The following is a 5,752-nucleotide window of genomic DNA, read 5'->3' as shown; positions in this document are numbered from 1 at the left end:
CAATGTGGAGCGGGGCAGGAATATACAGGAACCGTGAAGATCTGCAGAAGACCCTCTCAACCTTTGAATCGCTTGAACAGATCCACATGCGAGCATCGGTTCCTGAAGAGTTTGCAGAATGCAGTATTGTGAAAAATATGCTGACTACTGCTCGTCTGATTGTGATCTCTGCCCTTACCAGACAGGAGTCGCGGGGCGCACATGTCAGGACTGATATAACCCAGACCTGGGACAATACCTCGTCTCCGTTTGGTCATACTCACATCTCCCAGCAGGGTGTCTCGATTGAGCAGAAGGAGGTCGCATGATCCAATTAACGGGTACCATCGCACGCTTTGATCCTACCACCGATGAGAAGACGCACGTTGAACCATATACCGTGTCGGTGAATGAAGGGGCACGTATTCTGAATGTACTTCAGGCAGTTCACCTGCAAGACCCGACCCTGGCATTTAGATCCAGCTGTCGTGCAGGCCAGTGCGGGAGTTGCGCAGTCAGAGTCAATGGTGAACCTGCCCTTGCCTGTATGACTGAAGCAACTGACGGGATGCGTATCGAACCCCTTGATCTGCCGGTGATAAAGGATCTGATGGTAGAACTGGTTCCTGGAATTAACAAAATTCCCCGGATTCACCCTTGTGATTGTTATGATATCCCGGATCATGCACAGATAGCAAAGCTCAAACCATTGCGTGACTGCATCGAATGTCTCTCCTGTGTTTCAGTTTGTCCGGCCATGAAGGTGACCGATTTCATTGGTCCGACATCAATGCGGGCACAGATGCGCATTGCCCTGGATCCACGTGAGACCGAAACCAGGATCAGAGATGCCATAGCCCAGGGACTGTTTACCTGCACCAGTTGTCAGCGGTGCAGGGTGGTCTGTCCAAAGGAGATCGAGATCCCAGGCAAGGCAATCGAGAAACTGCGTGAGATTGCAAACCGTGACGGACTAACCCTGCCACGGCACCAGGCAGTTGCTGAACTGGTGAAGCGTACCGGGCGAAGTGTCGAGACCACAGACAAGACATTCCTTGACCAGGTGCCAGAGGTCATCGAACCCCTCGGCCCGGTGAGGGGTGAGGTAGGATTCTTTGTCGGTTGCATGTTCAACGGGCGCCTTCCTGAGCGTGCCCTTGACCTGCTGGAGGTGATGAAACGTGTCGGGATCCGGGTCATCATTCCAAAGGATCAGATATGCTGTGGATCCCCGCTCATCAGAACAGGTCAGACCGGATTCATCGATAAGATCAAAGAGCGGAACATCCGGGTGTTCACCAGCCGGGGAATCACCACAGTGATGACGATGTGCGCCGGATGTGGATCCACCCTGAAGCATGATTATCAGACCCCATTCACGGTAAAAGATGTTACCGAGATTCTGACCAGGATGGAGATCCCAAAACCCGCACGGCTTGAGGAAAAATTCACCTATCATGATCCCTGCCACCTGTTGAACGGCCAGGGTATCAGCAACCAGCCCCGGGAGCTGCTGAGAAGAGTAGCGGGATCGTTTGTGGAGATGCCTGCCCAGTGCTGTGGCTCAGGTGGTGGTGTCAGATCAGGAATGCCGGAAGAAGCTGCTGCACTCGGAGAAATGCGGAGGAACGCCATCGAAGCAACCGGAGCTGATGCAGTTATCACCATCTGTCCTTTCTGTGAATACCATATCCAGGAACATACCGACAAACCGGTTAAGAACCTGATGACCATCCTACTCGAAGGATACCGGAAAAAAGAGGGTCAGTAACCGTAGGATGAGCAGACGAGATCCTGCGGAGGTCGATGCCTACCTCCGGTCATTTATTCTGGATGATGAATTATCCGGCCAGCGAACGCTCCGTGAGGGAACAACCTTTCTGGATACGGTCACAATTTCCGGATCCGAAACTATCCGGTATACGAACGAGTATTGGACTGCGCGACAGCGACAGGCTGCAAAGATCCACGAGATCTCCTACCGGGCCTGCTTCAAACCCCAGCTTCCCAGGTTTTTCATCAATCTCCTGACAAAACCCGGAGAGTGTGTGTATGATCCCTTTGCCGGAAGAGGAACGACCCCCCTTGAAGCAGGGCTGCTCGGGAGACATGTCATTGCAAATGATATCAATCCACTCTCCAGAATTCTGACCTTTCCACGGTTTTTCATCCCGGACCCCGGCGAAGTCAAAGCGAGACTCCTTTCCATTCCCTATGAACGTGGCCTGAAAGCAGATCGGGATCTCTCGATGTTCTATCACCCGGAAACAGAAGCTGAGATCATCTCCCTCAGGCGATATCTCCTGGAACGTGAGTGTGCAGGAATACTTGATCATACCGATCAGTGGATCCGGATGGTAGCAACAAACCGGTTGACCGGACACTCTCCAGGATTCTTCTCGGTATATACCCTCCCTCCAAATCAGGCAGTCTCACCGGATCGCCAGATCAGGATCAATGAAACCAGAGGACAACACCCTCCATACCGGAGCACCCGTGATATCATGCTCAAAAAAACACGGATGCTCGTGAAAGAGATATCAGAACAGGAGAGCAGAAACCTCAGGGAGGCTGGCGAAGGGCTTCTGTTTCTGACCGGGGATGCACAGAGAACACCGGCAATACCTGATAATTCGGTCAGTCTGACGGTGACCTCTCCACCGTTTCTTGACATTGTCCAGTATTCTGCTGACAACTGGCTCCGATGCTGGTTCAACGGGATTGATGAAGAAGAGATTGCATCACGGATAACCCGTCTTCGGAAGGTCAGTGACTGGGCTGACGTGATGCAGGGAGTCTTTCATGAACTCTTCAGGATCACAAGACCTGGTGGATGGGTTGCTTTTGAGGTCGGTGAGGTGAGAAACCGCTCGGTTATGCTTGATGAGGTTATTGTTCCCATCGGGAAAAACGCTGGATTTACGTGCTTTGGTATCGTGATAAACAGCCAGGACTTTACCAAGACTGCAAACATCTGGGGGGTTTCAAACATGGAAAGTGGCACCAATACGAACCGGATTGTTCTGTTTCAAAAAGAGGAGCGTTGAACTGAGTTGCCGAGAACATCCACACGGTTACCGGTTTACCATCAGATAATCGAACGCAGATAATGCTGCTTTTGCTCCCTCGCCGGCAGCGATGATGATCTGTTTCCCGAGTACCGCGGTGACATCACCAGCGGCAAAAATCCCCGGAGCGCTGGTACGGCAGTTGATATCTATCTCGATCTCTTTCTGATAATTCAGATCAAGCAATCCTTCCAAGAACCCGGTGTTCGGAATCCAGCCAATCTCAGTAAAGAGTCCGTCTACCTGTAGTTCTTCACGCTTGTCACTCAGCCGTTCTTTGATCACGATAGCATTGAGGCGATCGGTTCCTTTCAGTTCTGCAACTTCAGTGCCAGGATGAATGATGATGTTTTGGTGGGTTGCAATCTGATTTTCATACACCGCATCTGCCCGAATCTTACTCCGTACTATAAGATGAACGGTTGTGGCAATGCCACTCATCTCGATTGCAGTCTGCAGTGCTGAGTTGCCACCCCCGACAATAGCGACTACCCGCTCTTTAAAGAGAGGTCCGTCACAGGTAGCACAGACCGAGATTCCCCGTCCGGTAAACTCTTCCTCTCGATCCAGTCCTAGCCGACGCGGACGCTTACCCTGCGCCAGAATGATACTCTTTCCGGTGAACTGTTTTTCGGATGTGGTTTTTACCTGATATCCACCAGATACCGGCAGAAGCTGAGTGATCTGATCAAGTTCTATCTGGATATTGGTCTGCCGTATCTGTTCTTCAAAGCGGGACATCAGTTCATCCCCGGTGACCATCCGGTATCCCATATAATTTTCAATATTCCAGCTCTCCAGAGCCTGACCACCGATATCTTCAGAGATGATGATCGTCTTCAGATTTTTACGTGCACAGTACAGGGCTGCAGTCATTCCTGCAGGACCTGCGCCAATGATGATGACATCAAAGACTGATGTTTCAGGATCATTGCCAAAGAGTGCAGAGAGCCGGTTAGAATCAAACCCCACTATCACCTCGTCATCAACAGTGATCACCGGAACACCATACTGGCCTGATAATTCAACCATCTCTTTCGCTGCCTTGCGATCAACACCAACATCAACACTCCGGTATTCAACCCCATACCGGTCGAGAAATGCTTTGGCCAGACGACAATACGGGCAGTTCTGAGTAGAATATACGGTCACCTGTGGCATACAGGCAGATAGGTAGTGGAAAGATAAGAAGATACGCGAAAAAGAGAGAACCGGTTATGATCGTCGCGCAAACAATACAAGCGCAAGAAGACCGGCAACAATCGGTGCAGCAATCAAAGGAGCTGCCTTTGTCGGTTCTTTTACCGGTTCTTTTGCCGGCTCTTTGGTGGGAATATCCGGGGTATTAGTCTGTTGAGAAGGAGTTATTGAGGCATCGATACTTCCTGCCACTCCTGGAGCAAAGGTCAGATCAAGACGCTGGGACTCGCCTGCCCAGAGTTTTACCTTCTGAGCTGCCTCAATGCCAAGGGCACTGAAGGTGATATACTGACCGATCTGCTTCTCATCACCATTCACGACCAGACGTTTGTCAAAAGTTTCTGAACCTCCATACATTCCGGCCTTTCCAACCGTAATGTTCCCAACTTCGGTCTCACCAATCTTTGCAGAAATAACAGTTCCTGCTGGGATTGGGGTTCCATTCATCGTGGCGTTGCCATAGAACTCATACGGCAGTGGTGGAATTGCAGACACACCGCTGACAATGAAAATGAGTGATAACAGAATTATTCCGGTTTTCAGGTACATGATATCAGCGTCCGAGTCTATCCCCAATGGACAAGACTCTCAGTACAATGGCACCGAGAAATAAATGGATTTACCCCTGTCAGGGGTTGAGTTGTCCGGGAACAGAGAGATGGATCCAGTACCCTGCTCCTGGTACCAGTGGGGTTTGGTCAGAATGCTGGCCTGAACCTCCCCTGATGATCGGCTGCTGATATTGCTGTCCTGCAGCGTCAAATCCAATAACATAGGTCCAGTCAGAAAGACTCCGGAGAGCATCTGCAGCAGGAACAGGGGTTCTGCCTGATATGCCGATGATATTCCAGCCTGAACTCAATGACTTTGGAGAGACCGCAGGTCCCTGAATCTTCAACGGTATTGACAGAGCCTGCTCGGTGTATATCCAGTACGCATTCATCGGAGTGAGAGGTTCGGTCCGACCAACAATACTCCAGCCCTTCACCGGATCATATGAAAAGATTGAGTGACCACCGCTTGGAACATCCTTGAATATTTCTGCTGTGTTTGACCCGGACAGTAATGTCATGGGGATACTCACAAAATTCCACCCGCGGACAAGTTGGAGATTAATATCCTGGTCTCCTCCACCATTCACGACGGTAACCTGACCCGGAGTCAGTTGGGCATCCACAGATTTTCCATTGTCATCATCGAGCTGCCTGACCTCGATCATAATCCGGGTACTTCCTGAAGTTATACCCTGGAGGTTAAGCGTGGCGAGTGGGACACTCTGGGCATGATACCCGATCGCATCGTTCAGATCAAGCGCCCTGATGGTATATGCCGCACCATCCCCCGGTGTTGCCTCGGAGAGTGAAGCCCATTCGGGGAATGCTACCCCGGTAATTTTCGCAACCTGTGGATTTTCCGGAAAGATTGAGAAGATATACCCGGATAAACCCTGATCAGCAGTATCCAGCGATATGAGTGCAGATCCACTCATTCCCACTCCCGGTATT

At 50.8% G+C, this 5,752-nt stretch carries 5 protein-coding genes and 1 pseudogene; 3 read left to right on the top strand and 3 right to left on the bottom strand.

All coding sequences use genetic code 11. The features are described from left to right. The 3 genes and pseudogenes from LUQ50_RS02700 to LUQ50_RS02690 form a co-directional block, all read left to right on the top strand. Window positions 1-308 (top strand): annotated as a pseudogene (locus LUQ50_RS02700) (fumarate reductase/succinate dehydrogenase flavoprotein subunit); the annotation flags it as partial. Further along, window positions 305-1,750: a fumarate reductase (CoM/CoB) subunit TfrB gene (tfrB, locus tag LUQ50_RS02695; RefSeq protein WP_300035797.1), complete on the top strand. Its 1,446-nt coding sequence runs from the start codon at window positions 305-307 to the stop codon at window positions 1,748-1,750. The pseudogene LUQ50_RS02700 and the gene tfrB, both read left to right, overlap by 4 nt. A gap of 7 nt (window positions 1,751-1,757) precedes the next feature. Next, a complete protein-coding gene (locus LUQ50_RS02690) occupies window positions 1,758-3,026 on the top strand; it encodes a DNA methyltransferase (protein ID WP_300035794.1) in 1,269 nt (422 codons plus the stop codon). 27 nt (window positions 3,027-3,053) lie between these two features. Here the strand turns inward: LUQ50_RS02690 and LUQ50_RS02685 are convergent, their stop codons facing one another. The 3 genes from LUQ50_RS02685 to LUQ50_RS02675 form a co-directional block, all read right to left on the bottom strand. After that, window positions 3,054-4,208: an FAD-dependent oxidoreductase gene (locus LUQ50_RS02685; RefSeq protein ID WP_300035791.1), complete on the bottom strand. Its 1,155-nt coding sequence runs from the start codon at window positions 4,206-4,208 to the stop codon at window positions 3,054-3,056. A 54-nt stretch (window positions 4,209-4,262) separates the two neighbouring features. Further along, the gene (locus LUQ50_RS02680) at window positions 4,263-4,823 is read right to left on the bottom strand and encodes a hypothetical protein (RefSeq protein WP_300035788.1); all 561 of its coding nucleotides are present in this window, start codon (window positions 4,821-4,823) and stop codon (window positions 4,263-4,265) included. A 52-nt stretch (window positions 4,824-4,875) separates the two neighbouring features. Continuing rightward, a partial coding sequence (locus tag LUQ50_RS02675; protein ID WP_300035785.1) for a hypothetical protein occupies window positions 4,876-5,752 on the bottom strand: 877 nt, incomplete at its 5' end.

This window comes from Methanospirillum sp., from assembly GCF_028679455.1.
Lineage (GTDB): Archaea > Halobacteriota > Methanomicrobia > Methanomicrobiales > Methanospirillaceae > Methanospirillum.
The sequence above is the reverse complement of the archived record's forward strand: the minus strand, read 5'-3'. Positions and strand labels throughout refer to the sequence as shown.

Coding starts and splice junctions, on each gene's coding strand:
- tfrB (WP_300035797.1), top strand. CDS start 305: ATGATCCAATTAACGGGTACCATCGCACGCTTTGATCCTACCACCGAT.
- LUQ50_RS02690 (WP_300035794.1), top strand. CDS start 1,758: ATGAGCAGACGAGATCCTGCGGAGGTCGATGCCTACCTCCGGTCATTT.
- LUQ50_RS02685 (WP_300035791.1), bottom strand. CDS start 4,208: ATGCCACAGGTGACCGTATATTCTACTCAGAACTGCCCGTATTGTCGT.